Raw genomic sequence first — 16,130 nt, 5'->3', positions numbered from 1 at the left:
GAAAGTACCTTTTGAAAAAAGTACTTACAAAGTTAGGGGATCGTTTAGGTAAAGCCTATTTACCTATTTTATTAGCCGTTTTTTCTCTTCTTTTATTTATGATTATGTTTGGCAGTGTCCATCAGAAAAGAGTAGAAATTAAAGAAGGTCAACTGGCCGAGAAAACTATTCGTGCAAATAAAAATATCGAGAATACCTACGAAACAGAACAAAGAAAAAAATTGGCAGCAGAAGCTGTCACACCCGAATATATTTATCAAGAAGATACGGCATCTGTCCAACATAATCGTATTGATAAATTATTTAAATTGATTGATTCTGCGAATGAAAAAGTAGACAAAGAGTACAGCAATAAGCAAGCAAAGGCCAAAAAGGAAGAAACGATTCCTGCGCCGACCGTGGAAGAACGAGTAGCTAGCTTAAAGTCATTGTTTGAATCTTTACCGCAAGATGAAGTTACGTTTTATCAAAGTTTTCCTAATGTTTTTTATCAAACAATCTTTACATTAACCTCTGAGCAATTAGATAAGGTTCGTTCAGAAAGTTTGATGTTGGTGGATGATGCGATGCAAAATCACGTTCGAGAATCTGATTTGGATAAAATTCGCCAAGAAGCTAACGGTAAAATTCAATACTTAGACATTACGAGTACCATGCAACAAGTCATTCGTTACATTGTTAACCAAGGGATTGTGGTAAACGATATTGCCAATGAAAAACGAACAGAAGAGCTACGCCAAAAAGCGATGAATGCTGTTCAACCCGCAATGATTTATCAAGGCGAAATTATTGTTCGTGAAGGTACTCAAATTGATGCAAAAGCGGTCGAAAAACTTGAGTTACTAGGAATGACTAGTCAAAATACGTCTATTTTTCCGATGGTGGCATTAGCACTAGCTATTTTACTTCAAGTTGAAGTGTTGATTTTCTTTACAAAACAAGTGACTGAGCCTTCGCGACAACGCTCGTTTATTATCTTTTACACGGGTGCTATGCTAATCAGTGTTATTTTAATGAAATTCTTCCAGATTTTCCAAACAGAGCAGTTGATGTATATTCCCTTGTTCTATCCAGCAGCCTTTGCACCGCTAATTCTAAATCATTTTGTGAATCGTCGTTCAGGGATAATCGCTGCCATTTTCCAAGTCGTTTTTGCGTTATTTATCTTTTATAATTCTATTGGCACAAACTCGTTGACGGTTATTCTGATTATGTACTTATTCTCAGGATTTCTAGCAACAGTTGTTAAACGAAAACGGATGAGTGAGCAAGTTTTCCCAGCTTTAATGTGGGTAGTGGTCTTTCCTGTTTTCATGGCGGTTGTCTTAATGATTTATCAAGGGATGAGTTTAACAGATGGTAAAACGTGGACAGCTTTAATTTGTGCAAGTGCAGGAACGGTACTTTCATTTTTAGCAACAATGGGCTTGCATCCATATATCGAATTATTAGTGACCGATGATAGTATGATTGTCTTGAATGAATTAAGTAATCCGAACCATCCGTTGTTAAAACAACTGTTAGAAGAAGCGCCAGGTACCTATCATCATAGCATGATGGTGGCTAGTTTGAGCGCTAACGCTGTTGCTGAGATTGGCGGGCGGTCGCTATTAACACGAGTTGCTTGTTATTACCATGACATTGGCAAAATTAAACACGCCAATTTCTTTGTGGAAAACTTACCTGCTGGTGCAGAAAATCCACATAACTTTTTATTACCAGAAGATAGTAAACAAATTATTTTTGGCCACGTAATTGATGGCGCCAAAATTTTAGAAGAGTACAATATGCCGCAAATGGTGATTGACATTTGTCGTCAACATCATGGCACAACATTGATGAAATTTTTCTATGTGAAAGCAAAAGAACGCAATCCTGAAATTAAAGAATCAGACTTCCGTTATCCTGGGCCACGTCCACAAACACGAGAAGCAGGGATTGTGAGTATTGCTGATACTTGTGAGGCTGCTGTGCGGGCGATGGATCATCCCACCAACGAAAAAATTCAAGCCTTTGTGCATAATGTGATTCAAGATAGAATTTCAGATGGCCAATTAGATGAATGTGGGTTAACGATGAAAGAGATTCGCATCATTGAAAAATCATTAATTAATGGATTATGCAGTACCTTCCATTCACGGATTAAGTATCCAAAAATGAAAGCTGAAGCAGAAGAAATGAAAGATGAACAAGAAAAGAGAGATGACTAATGGATATTACTTTCATTGATGAAACCGAGAAAGTACCAACAGAAGAAATCAAAGAAATCGAAAACTTGCTGCAATTTGCAGCGGGTTTTCTAGAAATTGCCGAAGATACGGAGATGTCGGTGACTTTTACAGATAACGCAGGTATCCAAGTGATTAATCGTGACTATCGGGGCAAAGATATGCCTACAGATGTCATCAGTTTTGCTTTAGAGGATGAAGGGGAAGACGAATTGCCAATTATTTTTGATGATGAAGAGTTGGCAGAGCTACCACGTAATCTAGGTGATTTAATTATTTCAACAGAGCGAGCAGCAGAACAAGCAGTTGAATATGGGCACACATTGGAGCGAGAAATGGGCTTTTTGGCAGTACATGGCTTTTTACATTTGAATGGGTACGATCATATGGAACCTGAAGATGAAAAAGAAATGTTTGGTTTACAGAAAGAGATTTTAGATGCGTATGGCCTTAAAAGATGAGCAAACAGGAAAAAATAAACATTTTATTAATTCATTAGAATTTGCTTGGCAAGGAATCAAAACAGTTTTTCGAGAAGAACGTAATATGCGCAAACATGTGGCGTTTGGTGTCACCGCCATTGTGTTTGGTTTCTTGTTTTCCTTAACACTTGCTGAATGGCTGTGGTTGTTATTGGCCGTTTTTCTCGTCTGGTTGGCAGAAATTATCAACACAATTTTTGAAAATGTCGTAGATATGTTTACGGATTTTCACTTTCATCCAATCGGAAAAAAGGTTAAAGACATGGCCGCAGGAGCTGTTTTATTAACAGCCGGTTTCGCAGTGCTAGTAGGACTAATTCTATTTGTACCAAAAATTTTACAAATCATTCAAATGTGGAAATAAGAGGAGAAATACAATGACAACTGAACATAAATCTGGTTTCGTAGCCATTGTCGGCAGACCAAATGTTGGAAAATCAACATTGTTAAATCGAATTGTCGGCCAAAAAATTGCAATTATGAGTGACAAAGCACAAACAACTCGTAATAAGATTCAAGGAATTTATACAATTCCTGAAGCACAAATTGTTTTTATCGATACTCCAGGGATTCACAAACCTAAACACCGCTTAGGCGATTTCATGGTGGAAAGTGCCTACAATGCGATGCGTGAAGTAGATGCTACTTTATTTATGGTAAGTGCTGATCAAAAACGCGGGAAAGGTGACGACTTTATTATTGAACGATTGAAAAATAATAATAGTCCAGTCTACTTGATTATTAATAAAATTGACAAAGTCCATCCAGATGATTTATTGAGTATTATTGAAGACTATTCGAAACAAATGGACTTTAAAGAAATTATTCCCATTTCTGCCACGGAAGGAAATAATTTTGAGCATTTAATGGATGTTCTCGTTGAGCAAATGCCAGAAGGACCACAATATTTCCCTGATGACCAAATTACGGATCATCCAGAATATTTTATCGTTTCCGAATTAATTCGTGAAAAGGTGTTACTTTTAACAAGAGATGAGATTCCTCATTCTGTCGCTGTCGTTGTGGACTCAATGAAACGGGATGAAAACGATAAAGTCCATGTCCAAGCAACCATTATTGTGGAACGGGACAGTCAAAAAGGTATTATTATTGGCAAAGGCGGAAAAATGCTGAAACAAATTGGTACCAAGGCGCGTCAAGATATTGAATATTTATTAGATGACAAAGTGTATTTGGAGCTGTGGGTAAAAGTCCAAAAAGACTGGCGTGACAAAAAAATCTATTTACAAGATTTTGGTTATCGCAAAGAAGAATATTAAGAAAGTAGTGTTTGGGAAGTGAGTGTATAAACGAACTTTCCAAACACTACACTAATTTACATAAGAAATGGAAGTGAATTGAATGGCATTAGGGGAGACCAAAGGCATTATTTTATTTACGAAGGATTTTAAAGAGAAGGATAAACTCGTCAAAATTTTTACAGAATCCTATGGAAAATTGATGTTTTTTGTGAAAGGCGCGCATCGAAAAAATAATCCTCTTTTGCCAGCGATTCTGCCATTTACAGAAGCCGTCTACATCGGAAATTTTAGAGAAGAAGGCTTATCTTTTCTCAATAGCAGCAAAGAAGTTCAACCTTTTCGAAACATTCAACAAGACATATTTATTAACGCATACGGAACATATATTTTAAACTTAGTCGATGCAGCAATTGAAGATCAGCACTATGACCCAAATTTATTTCAATTTACCCACATGGCATTATCCGCTTTAAATGAGCAAAAAGATCCGGAAATCATTACAAATATTTTTGAAATTCAATTGTTAGAACGGTTTGGTGTACGACCAGAATGGCATCATTGTGTGGCTTGTGGCGAAACACAAGGGAAATTTGACTACTCTTCAAAGTATAGCGGTGTGCTTTGTGAAAAACATTGGCATTTAGATGAACAGCGCTACCATGCAGATCCTAGAGCGATTCATTTTATTCGCTTATTTTCGCAAGTCTCCTATGAAAAAGTCCAAAACATTCAAGTAAAAGAAGAAACTAAGAAAAGTATTCGAGAAACGATTGATATGTTATACGATGAATATGTCGGGTTGCACTTAAAAAGCAAAAAATTTATTGATCAAATGAAAACGTGGGAAAATACGTTAAAAATTCCACCACGAAAGAAGGAAGAAAAAGAAACATAAACAAGCAGACGTTTTTCTAAAAAAATTTGACAACTTCCCTCAGACACCGTATTATGATAGAGAAGTTAAATACGTACGAAGAAAAAGAGAAGTAAAAAGAACCCTCTGTTAAGCGAATCTGGGAGAGTGGGAGCCAGAAACACGGAACTTTTGAAAGGCACTTTGGAGTACGACAAACGAAGCTGCCGATGAACACATCGGAAGTAGGGTGGAACCGCGATAATTATTCGTCCCTATGTCTATTAATAGGCATGGGGACTTTTTGCTGTGAATCACTACGATTGGCGCAAATGCGACAGAGTAGATGATGAACAGTACAAGGTGACCAAAGGGAACGTTGTCTCCTCTATGTTAAAACAAACTGCTTAGCCAAAAACATGGAGTAGATGTGGAACAGCACAAGGTGACCAAAGGGAACGTTGTAACCGAATAAAAAAAGCAAACAGTTAACACCAAAAGAAAAAATAGTAACGTTTATTCAAAAAAGCTCAATTGGCGCAAAGGCGACAGAGTAGATGATGAACAGCATAAAAATTATCCCATTCTACAAAATTGTTTCTCTGTAGCCCTTTTTAAATTTACATTCCCGAAGCAAAGCCAATCCCTATGTCTATAAAAAATATTCCAAGGAGGAAAACAATGAAAAACAAGTTAACCGTACAAGAAATGATTTTAACCTTGCAAAAATTTTGGTCATCTAATGGCTGTATGTTAATGCAAGCCTATGATACAGAAAAGGGAGCCGGTACTATGAGTCCTTACACGTTTTTACGTGCCATTGGACCTGAACCATGGAATGCTGCCTACGTAGAACCTTCTCGTCGTCCAGCTGATGGACGCTATGGTGAAAATCCAAACCGTCTATACCAACATCATCAATTCCAAGTTGTAATGAAGCCTTCTCCTGAAAATATCCAAGAACTTTATCTAGAAAGTTTGAAATTATTAGGAATTGATCCATTAGAACATGACATTCGTTTTGTAGAAGATAACTGGGAAAATCCTTCAATGGGCTGTGCTGGTTTAGGTTGGGAAGTTTGGTTAGATGGCATGGAAATTACCCAATTTACGTATTTCCAACAAGTTGGCGGCTTACAATGTCATCCTGTCACTTCTGAAATTACTTACGGGTTAGAACGCTTGGCATCATATATCCAAGAAGTCGAAAGTGTCTATGATTTAGAATGGACACAAGGCGTTAAATATGGTGAAATTTTTGTCCAACCTGAATATGAACATTCAAAATATTCCTTTGAAATTAGTAACCAAGAAATGCTTTTAGAAAACTTTGACAAATTTGAAAAAGAAGCTAAACGCTGTATTGAAGAAAGCTTAGTTCACCCAGCCTATGATTATATTTTAAAATGTAGCCATACATTCAATTTATTAGATGCTCGCGGCGCTGTCTCTGTAACGGAACGTGCAGGATATTTAGCCCGCATTCGGAATATGGCTCGTTCCGTAGCGAAAATTTTTGTGGCTGAACGTGAAAAATTAGGGTTCCCATTATTAAATAAAGATCAAAGTATATCCAAGGAGGCAGAATAACATGGCAAAAGATTTATTATTAGAAATTGGCTTAGAAGAAATGCCCGCACATGTTGTCACACCAAGCCGTATCCAACTTGAAGAAAAAGTAATCAAATTTTTAGATGAACATCATTTAGACTATGAAACAGTGCAATCCTTTGCCACACCTCGTCGTTTAGCCGTGAAAGTAACTGCGATTCCTGAAAAACAAGCGGATGTTGAAGAAGAAGTAAAAGGTCCAGCGAAAAAAATTGCTTTAGATGCTGAAGGAAATTGGTCAAAAGCTGCACAAGGTTTTGTACGCGGCCAAGGAGTTACAACTGAGGACATTGTTTTCAAAGAATTAAATGGTGTCGAATATGTCTATGTGACGAAGTTTACCAAAGGCCAAAGTGCCAAAGAGGTATTAACAAAATTAAATGACGTGATTACAAGTCTAACTTTCCCGGTAACAATGCACTGGGCAAACTATGATTTCGAATATATTCGTCCAATTCATTGGATTGTGGCACTACTTGATGATGAAGTAATTCCTTTCAAAGTGTTAGACGTGACGACAGGGCAAACTTCTCGTGGCCACCGTTTCTTGGGAGACGATGTGACGTTCCAACATGCTAATGAATATGAAGCAAAATTAAAAGAACAATTTGTAGTGGTTCAACCGAATGAACGGAAACAAATGATTGTTGATCAAGCGAACGCACTCGCTGCAGAAAAAAATTGGCAGTTAGCTTTAGATGAAGAGTTATTGGAAGAAGTTACGAATTTAGTGGAATATCCAACTGCATTTGTAGGCAGTTTTGATGAAAAATATTTATCTGTTCCAGATGAAGTATTAGTGACTTCTATGAAAGAACACCAACGTTACTTTGAAGTTCGTAACGATCAAGGCTTATTAATGCCGCATTTTATCGCTGTTCGCAATGGGGATAATGTTCACCTTGAAAACGTGATTAAAGGAAATGAAAAAGTGTTAATTGCTCGTTTAGAAGATGCAGAATTCTTTTACAATGAAGATAAAAAATTAACGATTGAAGCATGTGTTGAAAAACTAAAAAATGTGACTTTCCATGAAAAGATTGGTTCAATTTATGAAAAAATGCAACGGGTTGCTTTAATTGCACAAATCATTGGTCGAAAAGTTGGCTTATCTGAGGAGGAATTGGAAGATTTAAAACGTGCCTCTGAAATTTATAAATTTGACTTAGTAACAAATATGGTTGGTGAATTCCCAGAATTACAAGGAATTATGGGAGAAAAATATGCCTTATTACAAGGCGAAAAACCAGCCGTAGCAACGGCGATTCGAGAACATTATTTACCAACTTCTAGTGAAGGTGATTTGCCAGAAACAGCAATCGGGGCTGTTTTGGCCTTAGCCGATAAGCTTGACAGCGTCTTTTCATTCTTCTCAGTTGGTATGATTCCAACAGGTTCTAACGATCCTTATGCACTTCGTCGTCAAACCTATGGCGTTATCCGAATTATTGAAGATAAAGGCTGGACCTTCCCATTAGTTCAATTACAAACAGAAGTTGATGAAGCAGTGAATCAAGATGTTGAGAAATATGGCGTTTTACTAAACGAAGGACAAGCAGAAGTCGTTGAATTTGTGAAAGCTCGCTTACGTCAATTATTAATGACGAAAAATGTTCGCCATGACATTATCGATGCAGTGGTGTCTGCTGAGCAAGCCGATTTATCGAAATTATTTGCTTCAGCGAATATTTTAAAAAGCCGTTTTGAAGATCAAGATTTTAAACCATCCATGGAAGCCTTAACGCGTGTTATTAATTTAGCGAAAAAAGGTCAAGAACTTTTAGGTGATACTGAAGAAGGGATTGATCCAAGTCTGTTTGAAAATAAGGCAGAAAAAGAACTGTATCAAGCAGTTAACGATTTATCTGAAGCATTTGCGACACGCACGATTGCAGAAAACTATGAAGCACTAGTAAATCTACGTCCGTTAATTGATGCGTACTTCAATGAAACGATGGTTATGGTTGAGGATGAAAAAGTCAAACAAAACCGATTAAAACAATTAATGCAAATTGCTAAAATGGCGTTATCAATTGCTAGCTTAGATTTATTAATTGTAAAATAAAAAGCGCTGCTTTTCGACCGCTATGGAGGAACCGACAGCATGCTAGAAACAACATTTGAACAAATTTTAACACAATTATCAAAGCCAGCTGTTCGTGCGCTAACGAATGAAAAAATCGACAGTGTGGATGAACTCTATGCACGAGGCCGAAAAGCGTTACTTTCGTTGCATGGCTTTGGTCCAAAGTCTATTCGAACTATTGAAGAGATAACTGGGAAAGAATTGAAGTAAAAAAAGGATCGCCGTTTAGAGGCGATCCTTTTTTTATTTACGTTTTTGTTTTCCAGCATTGCGACCTTTATTGCCGTTTGCTTTTGGTTGGTTCGTTTTTTGCGTTGCTTTGTTTGTTTCTTTTGGTGTCACATCCTTAATAGGAGTAACCACTTGTTTTGGTGGGTTATTTTTCAATTCTTCTTGTACTTGTTTTTTAATTCTTGGACGTAAGAGGATATTTGTGATGGCAGATTGAATACATGTGAAAATACCACCAACTACCCAGTAAAGTGCTACGCCTGCAGGTGAGCTAAAGGACATGAAAACAATCATTAATGGTGAAACAATCAGCATTGATTTCATTGTTTTCTTTTGTTCTTCAGGAATACCAATCATTGAAATATAACCTTGAGCTAAATAGGCTAAACCAGCTAATGCCACTAAAATCATATTTGGTTGCCCTAAATTCATTCCTAAGAAGCTTGCCGTGGCAATACCTTTTGTATAACGAGCAGCAAAGAACAGAGAAGAGAAAATAGGCATTTGAATTAATAAAGGCAAACAACCAATTCCGCCAACCATACTCACATTGTTTTCTTTATAAATCTTTTGTAGTTCTGCTTGTGCGGCCATTTGTTCTTCACGCGTACTTGCTTGTTTCATTTTTGCTTGTGCAACATCCACTTGGGGTTTGATTGCTTGCATTTTTTCCGTTTGGATAAAGCTTTTTTTCGATTGATGTAAGCCTAACGGTAAAATAATGATCCGTACAATAATGGTGATAAAAATAATCGCCCAACCATAGTTCCAATTAAAGTTATCGACAAGATAAGTAATTGCATTACTCATCGGTAAAACAAGGAAGTTATAGACAAAACCTTCACCAGTTGGTTGTCCATCTGCTCCTGTTTTCACACAGCCTGATAAAAACATTACTAAAAATAGTAAGCCAGAGCCGTAAAGCCATCGGTTTAATTTACGCATGTAATTCGGTCCTTTTCTAAAAAATTTTTACATGGTTAACTATACTTGAAACAGCGCTCTTTTTCAATCAAAATCGAAAAGAAGCTCTTACAAAAATCAATAAAAAGCAGGAACTACTTGCTGTTCAAGGCTTCTTCCCAAAGAAATCAATCGTTAGAAAGTAAGTTTATTGAATCACTTTAAATTGTTCCGTTTCTTCTAACAAAGGGTCTTCTTGAATATCAACATACGTTACACGTCCCGCCGGACTGGGGGAATCTTTGATTTTTTTGATAAATGTTTCCATTATGTCTTCAGGTGCAATTGCTGTAATTGAAACGGACCCGTCGTCTTCGTTCTTCACCGAACCAGTGACACCTAATTGATCTGCCACCATTTTTGTCATGTAGCGGAAGCCAACACCTTGGACACGTCCTTGTACATTCATTCTTAGTTTTTCCATGAGAGACACTTCCTTTGCTTTTTTCTTTATGATAGCGATTTTTCTTGGTTCTAGCAAGTATCCAAGCAAGCTAGAAGCATGCTATAATACAAAGGCGAGGTGACTTATGAAAGAAATTACATCAACGAAAAATAACCAATTAAAAGAATGGAAAAAATTACACAAAAAGAAGTACCGAGAAGAACTGAACCAATATATAATAGAAGGATTTCATTTAGTTGAAGAAGCTGTGAAGGCCAATGCCGATGTCCAGTGGATTTTGTTTAACCAAAGAGGTCAACAAGAATGGGGAACTTGGTTAGCTGAACAAGAAACAGAAAAATTAATTTTTGTAAGTGATGAGGTTTTAAATAGTTTGTCGGAGCTGCCAACTTCACAAGGAATTTTGGCAATTGTCACCTTGGAAACGCAACAAGAGCAGTCGCTTTCTTTTAAAGGTGGTTGGTTACTTTTAGATAATATCCAAGACCCTGGCAATGTTGGTACGATGATTCGCACAGCTGATGCAGCAGGTTTAGCAGGCGTGATTTTAGGTAAAGGCACAGCAGATATTTACAATACAAAAGTGTTGCGCTCAATGCAGGGAAGTCACTATCATTTACCAGTTCTCCAACGAGAGTTGACTGAAGTGGTTCAGGCATTCAAGAAGCAAGGACTACCAGTTTTCGGTACAGAATTAAATGAAGCTGCGATTGCTTATTATGAACAAGAGGCAGTGGAAAATTATGCGTTGATTTTAGGCAATGAAGGTAGTGGAGTTTCGCCAGAATTGTTAGCAGAAACCACGAAAAATCTTTATATTCCAATGAAAGGTCAAGCAGAATCATTGAATGTCGCTATCGCAGCAGGCGTGTTAATGTTTTATTTTGAAAATAATCAATAACAGAAACGAGTGTCAAAAAATGCTGACTATCAAAAAGACAACCCAGTTAACAGAAAAAGAATTAGAAACCATTATGGCTATTTGGCTGCAAACGAATCTAGAAGCTCATCCATTTGTCGCACCAACTTATTGGCAAGAAAATAAGGCATTTGTCCGCGCTGCGTTGCCAAAAGCAACACTGATCTTAGCGGAAGAAGAGGGTCAGATAATTGGGTTTTTAGGCTTAATGGATAACTATATCGCAGGAATTTTTATAAAAAAAGCGTTTCAAGGGAAGGGCATCGGTCAGAAATTACTGCAAGTAGCAAAAGAAGAACAGGACCTCTTATCTTTGGCTGTTTACAGGAAAAATCAAGCAGCTTATGCCTTTTATCAAAAACAAGGCTTTGTCCAACAAAAGCGAACCATCGATGAAACGGGAAACGAAGAATGTCATCTTGTTTGGCAAGCGCAGTAGGAGCGACATTTCTAGTTTTAAGGCTTGCTATTTTTCTGAAAATATCTTATACTGTTAAAGGTGTGATTTTCACACACGAAATCCACATTCTTTTCCATCTGCGAAGTGGTGCTACTACGGTAGTTCTTCAAGGAGTTGACGAAAAGAAGAGGAAAATAAAAACCAAACTGGAGGAAACACAACATGGCAGTAATTTCTATGAAACAATTACTAGAAGCCGGCGTACACTTTGGTCACCAAACTCGTCGCTGGAACCCAAAAATGAAGAAATATATCTTCACAGAAAGAAACGGTATCTACATCATTGACTTACAAAAAACAGTGAAATTAGTAGATGCAGCTTACGATTACATGAAAAACGTTGCAGAAGAAGGCGGCGTTGCTTTATTCGTAGGAACTAAAAAACAAGCACAAGAAGCAATCAAAGATGAAGCAATCCGCGCTGGTCAATACTATGTAAACCATCGTTGGTTAGGTGGTACGTTAACTAACTGGGATACAATCCAAAAACGTATTGCTCGCTTGAAAAAAATCAATGCAATGGAAGAAGACGGCACTTTCGAAGTTTTACCTAAGAAAGAAGTTGCTGGCTTAAACAAAGAACGTGAACGTTTAGAAAAATTCTTAGGTGGTATCGCTGATATGCCAAGAATTCCAGATGTAATGTACATCGTTGACCCACGTAAAGAACGCATTGCTGTTCAAGAAGCACACAAATTAAACATTCCTATCGTTGCAATGGTTGATACAAACTGTGATCCTGATGAGATCGATGTTGTAATCCCTTCAAATGATGATGCAATCCGCGCTGTGAAATTAATCACTGCTAAAATGGCTGACGCTTTCATCGAAGGTAACCAAGGGGAAGACCAAGCAACTGAAGAGTTATTCGTTGAAGAAACACCAGAAGCAACTTCAATCGAAGAAATCGTTGATGTTGTTGAAGGAAACAACGAATCAGCTGAATAATAATGATTACGGAGCTGTCTCAAAGGCTAGGCGACAAAAAGCCTGATTCTCCTTTGAGATAGCTTTTTTAAAAAGAATTGATAATATCCGAGGAGGACACAAATAATGGCAGACGTTACAGCTAAAATGGTAAAAGAATTACGCGATATGACTGGCGTTGGAATGATGGACGCTAAAAAAGCATTAGTAAAAGTAGAAGGCGACATGGAAAAAGCCGTAGACTTTTTACGTGAAAATGGTATGGCTAAAGCAGCGAAGAAAAATGACCGCATTGCGGCTGAAGGTTTAGCAAACGTAGCAACTGTAGGTAACGTTGCAGCAATCGTTGAAGTAAACTCAGAAACTGACTTCGTTTCTAAAAACGAAATGTTCCAAGATTTAGTTAAAGATATTGCGACTAAAGTTGCTGAAAACAAACCAGCTACGATGGAAGAAGCAATGGCTATTAAAACTGAAAAAGGCACAATCGAATCTGATTTAATCGAAGCAACAACTGTTATCGGTGAAAAAATCAGCTTCCGTCGTTTTGAAGTTGTCGAAAAAGCTGACAATGCTGCATTTGGCGCTTACTTACACATGGGTGGCCGTATTGCTGTATTAACAGTTATCGATGGCACAACTGACGAAGAAGTAGCGAAAGATGTTGCTATGCACATCGCGGCAATCAACCCTCGCTATGTCAACGAATCTCAAATTCCTCAAGAAGAATTAGAACACGAAAAAGCTGTGTTAACTGAACAAGCATTAAACGAAGGTAAACCAGCAAATATCGTTGAAAAAATGGTTGTTGGTCGTCTACAAAAATTCAAAGCAGAAATCGCTTTGGTTGACCAACCATTTGTTAAAGATCCAGATATGACTGTCGAAAAATTTGTTGCTTCTAAAGGCGGCGAAGTAAAATTATTCGTACGTTTTGAAGTTGGCGAAGGTATCGAAAAACGTGAAGATAACTTTGCGGATGAAGTAATGAGCCAAATGAAAAACTAAGAGCATCAAACGCTCGGTTGAAAAGCCGTGAATCATAAGTATCTAAACAGACAGCGATCCCCAAAGGAAGCTGCATAAATTGATTACTGCTTGATTCAAGGCAGTCTTTCAGCCATTTGGGAACGCATAACTTTGATATGCGCTCCCTTTTTTTAGGCAAAACCAGTGGATCGCACTGCTTGGTCTAAAAAATCATTTTGGTGAAAAGTCATCTAAATGAGGAATTGAATGATTTTTAGAGAATCTTGGAGGGAATTATGATGGTTAAACCTAAGTATCAACGTGTCGTATTAAAGTTAAGTGGAGAAGCGCTAGCCGGAGAAGACGGTTTTGGCATTAAACCACCAGTCATTAAAGAAATCGTCCAAGAAATTAAAGAGGTCCATGAATTAGGTATCGAAATGGCCATCGTGGTTGGCGGCGGAAACATTTGGCGTGGACAAATTGGTGCTCAAATGGGCATGGAACGTGCACAAGCTGATTATATGGGCATGTTAGCTACTGTGATGAATGCCTTAGCATTGCAAGATACATTAGAAAATCTTGGTGTGCCTACACGTGTTCAAACATCAATTGAAATGCGTCAAATTGCAGAACCATACATTCGTCGTCGTGCAGAACGTCATTTAGAAAAAGGCCGCGTTGTTATTTTTGCCGGAGGAACAGGAAATCCTTACTTCTCGACAGATACAACGGCTGCGTTACGAGCTGCAGAAGTAGATGCGGACGTCATCTTAATGGCGAAGAACAATGTTGATGGTGTTTATTCTGCGGATCCACGTGTGGATGAAACAGCGACAAAATTTGAAGAACTAACACATTTAGATGTTATTTCTAAAGGGCTACAAGTAATGGATTCAACAGCAAGCTCATTAAGTATGGATAACGATATTCCTTTAGTTGTCTTTAACCTAAATGAAGCAGGAAATATCCGTCGTGCCATCCTTGGTGAAAATATCGGAACAACTGTAAGGGGGAAATAAAGAATGTCTAAAGAAGTTTTAGCAACAGCCAAAGAAAAAATGACAAAAGCGGAAGAAAGCTTACGCCGTGAATTAGGTCAGATTCGTGCTGGTCGTGCGAACGCAAGTCTATTAGACCGTATTCAAGTAGAATATTATGGTGCACCAACACCAGTTAACCAATTAGCAAGTATCAATATCCCAGAAGCACGTGTATTAATGATTACACCGTTTGACAAAAATTCTATCGCTGACATTGAAAAAGCTATTCAAATGAGTGATATCGGCATTAGCCCAACCAATGATGGAAATGTCATCCGTTTAGTGATTCCACAATTAACGGAAGAACGTCGGAAAGAATTAGCCAAAGACGTGAAAAAAGAAGCGGAAAACTCAAAAGTTGCTGTCCGTAACGTTCGTCGTGATGCAATGGATGAGTTGAAAAAAGCTCAAAAAAATGGCGACATCACCGAAGATGAATTACGTTCATTTGAAAAAGATGTTCAAAAATTAACAGATGATAGCATCAAAAATATCGATGCGATTACTGCTGAAAAAGAACAAGAACTTTTAGAAGTATAAAACCAATCACTAATAAAAATTATTGAATCCAGAGAAGCAAATGCTCTGGATTTTTTTGTATAGATGATGAAGGCGTATCTCAACGCTCTCTTTGCGAAAGTCATTCTAAAGTAATTATTTAAGAAAACGCTTTCTTTAATAAATTTTTTTATTCTACCAGAATTTTTTTCTTTGTGTAGAGAGGATCACTTAAAAATATAGAGAAACTTTGAAATATCAGCCTTTTAAAATTTTCCTTCACAAATTGAATCCTAAAATTTGATGATAAGAGTTGTTATTTTTAGCAATTGTAATTTGCGATTCATTCTCAATTAGGCTAAAATGAGTGAGAACGGAAAAACGATTAAAACAAGTTGGAGGGAATTGTACATGTCTGTGTTAGAAATCAAAAATTTACACGTATCAATTGAAGATAAAAAGATTCTAAAAGGGGTCGATTTAACAATTAATACTGGAGAAATCCATGCAATTATGGGACCTAATGGGACTGGTAAATCTACTTTATCAGCAGCAATTATGGGAAATCCTAACTACGAAGTCACAGAAGGAGAAATTCTATTTGACGGCGTCAACGTTTTAGATTTAGAGGTAGACGAACGCGCTCGCTTAGGCTTATTCTTAGCAATGCAATACCCAAGTGAAATTCCAGGGATTACCAATGCTGAATTCATGCGTGCAGCAATCAATGCAAAACGTGACGAAGACAACAAAATGTCAGTCATGCAGTTCTTAAAAAAATTAGATAGCAAAATGGAATTATTAAATATGCCTGAAGAAATGGCTGAGCGTTACTTAAACGAAGGTTTTTCTGGCGGCGAGAAAAAACGAAATGAAATTTTACAATTATTGATGTTAGAGCCAACGTTTGCCATTTTAGATGAAATTGATTCAGGCTTAGATATCGATGCGTTAAAAGTAGTTTCTAAAGGGGTTAATGAAATGCGCGGTGAGAACTTTGGTGCGTTAATTATTACCCATTACCAACGCTTATTGAACTATATCACGCCAGATGTTGTTCATATCATGATGGAAGGCCGCGTTGTGAAAACCGGTGGGGCTGATTTGGCAAAACGTTTAGAAACAGAAGGCTATGCTGGTATCAGCCAAGAATTAGGTATTGATTACAAAGAAGAAGCGTAAGGAGGACAAG

General features: G+C 37.5%; 17 protein-coding genes. 15 read left to right on the top strand and 2 right to left on the bottom strand.

The annotated features are described in order from the left end of the window. Window positions 1-11: 11 nt before the first annotated feature. The 8 genes from AB1I62_RS10990 (at window position 12) to AB1I62_RS10955 (ending at window position 8,732) form a co-directional block, all read left to right on the top strand. Entirely contained in the window at window positions 12-2,210 is a 2,199-nt protein-coding gene (locus tag AB1I62_RS10990; protein WP_002356744.1) for an HDIG domain-containing metalloprotein, read from the top strand. Beyond that, window positions 2,210-2,689 carry an rRNA maturation RNase YbeY gene (ybeY, locus tag AB1I62_RS10985; protein ID WP_002356745.1) on the top strand — a complete coding sequence of 160 codons (480 nt, stop codon included), beginning with the start codon at window positions 2,210-2,212 and terminating at the stop codon, window positions 2,687-2,689. The genes AB1I62_RS10990 and ybeY overlap by 1 nt, the downstream gene beginning before the upstream one ends. Then, window positions 2,673-3,074, top strand: a complete 402-nt coding sequence (locus AB1I62_RS10980; RefSeq protein WP_002382764.1) for a diacylglycerol kinase family protein — start codon at window positions 2,673-2,675, stop codon at window positions 3,072-3,074. The genes ybeY and AB1I62_RS10980 overlap by 17 nt, the downstream gene beginning before the upstream one ends. Before the next feature lie 13 nt (window positions 3,075-3,087). Further along, window positions 3,088-3,990: a GTPase Era gene (gene era, locus AB1I62_RS10975; RefSeq protein ID WP_002359745.1), complete on the top strand. Its 903-nt coding sequence runs from the start codon at window positions 3,088-3,090 to the stop codon at window positions 3,988-3,990. Window positions 3,991-4,072: 82 nt separating this feature from the next. After that, entirely contained in the window at window positions 4,073-4,867 is a 795-nt protein-coding gene (recO, locus tag AB1I62_RS10970) for a DNA repair protein RecO (RefSeq protein ID WP_002374343.1), read from the top strand. A 639-nt stretch (window positions 4,868-5,506) separates the two neighbouring features. After that, window positions 5,507-6,415, top strand: a complete 909-nt coding sequence (gene glyQ / locus AB1I62_RS10965) for a glycine--tRNA ligase subunit alpha (protein ID WP_033594489.1) — start codon at window positions 5,507-5,509, stop codon at window positions 6,413-6,415. 1 nt (window position 6,416) lies between these two features. Further along, a complete protein-coding gene (gene glyS / locus AB1I62_RS10960; RefSeq protein ID WP_048737992.1) occupies window positions 6,417-8,501 on the top strand; it encodes a glycine--tRNA ligase subunit beta in 2,085 nt (694 codons plus the stop codon). 39 nt (window positions 8,502-8,540) lie between these two features. Continuing rightward, window positions 8,541-8,732 carry a DNA-directed RNA polymerase subunit alpha C-terminal domain-containing protein gene (locus AB1I62_RS10955; protein WP_002384231.1) on the top strand — a complete coding sequence of 64 codons (192 nt, stop codon included), beginning with the start codon at window positions 8,541-8,543 and terminating at the stop codon, window positions 8,730-8,732. Window positions 8,733-8,765: 33 nt separating this feature from the next. Here AB1I62_RS10955 and yidC read toward each other — a convergent pair whose 3' ends face one another. Then, window positions 8,766-9,698, bottom strand: a complete 933-nt coding sequence (gene yidC, locus AB1I62_RS10950; RefSeq protein ID WP_002384232.1) for a membrane protein insertase YidC — start codon at window positions 9,696-9,698, stop codon at window positions 8,766-8,768. Window positions 9,699-9,864: 166 nt separating this feature from the next. Beyond that, window positions 9,865-10,140 carry an acylphosphatase gene (locus tag AB1I62_RS10945; protein WP_002356756.1) on the bottom strand — a complete coding sequence of 92 codons (276 nt, stop codon included), beginning with the start codon at window positions 10,138-10,140 and terminating at the stop codon, window positions 9,865-9,867. A 106-nt stretch (window positions 10,141-10,246) separates the two neighbouring features. On the opposite strand from AB1I62_RS10945, the gene AB1I62_RS10940 reads away from it, so the two are divergent. The 7 genes from AB1I62_RS10940 to sufC all read left to right on the top strand — a co-directional run bounded on the left by AB1I62_RS10940 (window position 10,247) and on the right by sufC (window position 16,120). Beyond that, on the top strand, window positions 10,247-11,023 hold the full coding sequence (locus AB1I62_RS10940; RefSeq protein ID WP_002356757.1) for an RNA methyltransferase: 777 nt from the start codon (window positions 10,247-10,249) through the stop codon (window positions 11,021-11,023). A 19-nt stretch (window positions 11,024-11,042) separates the two neighbouring features. Further along, a complete protein-coding gene (locus AB1I62_RS10935) occupies window positions 11,043-11,480 on the top strand; it encodes a GNAT family N-acetyltransferase (RefSeq protein WP_002367049.1) in 438 nt (145 codons plus the stop codon). 183 nt (window positions 11,481-11,663) lie between these two features. Then, the gene (gene rpsB / locus AB1I62_RS10930; RefSeq protein WP_002356759.1) at window positions 11,664-12,449 is read left to right on the top strand and encodes a 30S ribosomal protein S2; all 786 of its coding nucleotides are present in this window, start codon (window positions 11,664-11,666) and stop codon (window positions 12,447-12,449) included. A gap of 105 nt (window positions 12,450-12,554) precedes the next feature. Next, on the top strand, window positions 12,555-13,436 hold the full coding sequence (gene tsf, locus AB1I62_RS10925) for a translation elongation factor Ts (protein ID WP_367019290.1): 882 nt from the start codon (window positions 12,555-12,557) through the stop codon (window positions 13,434-13,436). A gap of 260 nt (window positions 13,437-13,696) precedes the next feature. Beyond that, a complete protein-coding gene (gene pyrH / locus AB1I62_RS10920) occupies window positions 13,697-14,419 on the top strand; it encodes a UMP kinase (RefSeq protein WP_002356761.1) in 723 nt (240 codons plus the stop codon). A 3-nt stretch (window positions 14,420-14,422) separates the two neighbouring features. Then, a complete protein-coding gene (gene frr, locus AB1I62_RS10915) occupies window positions 14,423-14,980 on the top strand; it encodes a ribosome recycling factor (RefSeq protein ID WP_002356762.1) in 558 nt (185 codons plus the stop codon). 369 nt (window positions 14,981-15,349) lie between these two features. Then, a complete protein-coding gene (gene sufC, locus AB1I62_RS10910) occupies window positions 15,350-16,120 on the top strand; it encodes a Fe-S cluster assembly ATPase SufC (protein ID WP_002356763.1) in 771 nt (256 codons plus the stop codon). The last annotated feature ends 10 nt before the right edge of the window (window positions 16,121-16,130 follow it).

Origin of the sequence: Enterococcus sp. AN402 (assembly GCF_040719405.1) — a bacterium.
Lineage (GTDB): Bacteria > Bacillota > Bacilli > Lactobacillales > Enterococcaceae > Enterococcus > Enterococcus faecalis.
The sequence above is the reverse complement of the archived record's forward strand: the minus strand, read 5'-3'. Positions and strand labels throughout refer to the sequence as shown.

Bases quoted from the DNA above. Each gene is read 5' to 3' on its own strand.
- ybeY (WP_002356745.1), top strand. From the start codon at position 2,210: ATGGATATTACTTTCATTGATGAAACCGAGAAAGTACCAACAGAAGAA.
- AB1I62_RS10980 (WP_002382764.1), top strand. From the start codon at position 2,673: ATGGCCTTAAAAGATGAGCAAACAGGAAAAAATAAACATTTTATTAAT.
- era (WP_002359745.1), top strand. From the start codon at position 3,088: ATGACAACTGAACATAAATCTGGTTTCGTAGCCATTGTCGGCAGACCA.
- recO (WP_002374343.1), top strand. From the start codon at position 4,073: ATGGCATTAGGGGAGACCAAAGGCATTATTTTATTTACGAAGGATTTT.
- glyQ (WP_033594489.1), top strand. From the start codon at position 5,507: ATGAAAAACAAGTTAACCGTACAAGAAATGATTTTAACCTTGCAAAAA.
- glyS (WP_048737992.1), top strand. From the start codon at position 6,417: ATGGCAAAAGATTTATTATTAGAAATTGGCTTAGAAGAAATGCCCGCA.
- AB1I62_RS10955 (WP_002384231.1), top strand. From the start codon at position 8,541: ATGCTAGAAACAACATTTGAACAAATTTTAACACAATTATCAAAGCCA.
- yidC (WP_002384232.1), bottom strand. From the start codon at position 9,698: ATGCGTAAATTAAACCGATGGCTTTACGGCTCTGGCTTACTATTTTTA.
- AB1I62_RS10945 (WP_002356756.1), bottom strand. From the start codon at position 10,140: ATGGAAAAACTAAGAATGAATGTACAAGGACGTGTCCAAGGTGTTGGC.
- AB1I62_RS10940 (WP_002356757.1), top strand. From the start codon at position 10,247: ATGAAAGAAATTACATCAACGAAAAATAACCAATTAAAAGAATGGAAA.
- AB1I62_RS10935 (WP_002367049.1), top strand. From the start codon at position 11,043: ATGCTGACTATCAAAAAGACAACCCAGTTAACAGAAAAAGAATTAGAA.
- rpsB (WP_002356759.1), top strand. From the start codon at position 11,664: ATGGCAGTAATTTCTATGAAACAATTACTAGAAGCCGGCGTACACTTT.
- tsf (WP_367019290.1), top strand. From the start codon at position 12,555: ATGGCAGACGTTACAGCTAAAATGGTAAAAGAATTACGCGATATGACT.
- pyrH (WP_002356761.1), top strand. From the start codon at position 13,697: ATGGTTAAACCTAAGTATCAACGTGTCGTATTAAAGTTAAGTGGAGAA.
- frr (WP_002356762.1), top strand. From the start codon at position 14,423: ATGTCTAAAGAAGTTTTAGCAACAGCCAAAGAAAAAATGACAAAAGCG.
- sufC (WP_002356763.1), top strand. From the start codon at position 15,350: ATGTCTGTGTTAGAAATCAAAAATTTACACGTATCAATTGAAGATAAA.